The sequence below is a fragment of the Vibrio sp. JZG120 genome (assembly GCF_053890955.1).
The window spans coordinates 1-509 of sequence record NZ_JBSRRK010000051.1; the positions used below are offsets into that span (position 1 = coordinate 1).

The 509-nt window shown below is 45.8% G+C and carries 1 protein-coding gene; it reads right to left on the reverse strand.

Annotation, left to right across the window (positions count from 1 at the left end; genetic code table 11):
• Positions 1-150: 150 nt before the first annotated feature.
• Positions 151-509, reverse strand: a 359-nt coding sequence (locus tag ACWPOD_RS23750; protein WP_456232309.1) for a type I restriction enzyme endonuclease domain-containing protein, incomplete at its 5' end; no start/stop codon positions are given.

The window sequence follows — 509 nt, forward strand, 5'->3', positions numbered from 1 at the left end:
TGGACAAAAATCATTTAGGGTCGATGCTCTAAATAACCCTATATTCATTACTTAATGTATTCTGACCGAGCCAAATACCCCACTAAAGTGGAAGTCAATGATAAATAAATATGCAAAAGGCAAGGTTTTCACACCTTGCCTCTATTAAAATCATGCTGCATACCACCCATCAGCTAGCACTTCAGCCTGATCGAGAACAAGCTTAATCGCCTCTTCAGCCGCATCAGGTGGGTACTTCCAACGACGCAGTAAACGACGTACAAGGTTGCGCATACGAGCACGGACACTCTCACGTTTCTGCCAATCTACCGTAGCGGACTTACGCAGTTGGTGAGTGAGTTCAATGGCGAGTTGACGAAGGTTGTCATCGCCTAGGGTTCGCACAGAAGCTTCGTTGGTGACCAATGCACGGTAAAACGCTATTTCATCAGTAGATAGGTTGAGCTTATCCATCATCTCAGCGTCAGCCTGCATCTCTTTAGCCCACTGGATCAGCTCTTCAATTACCT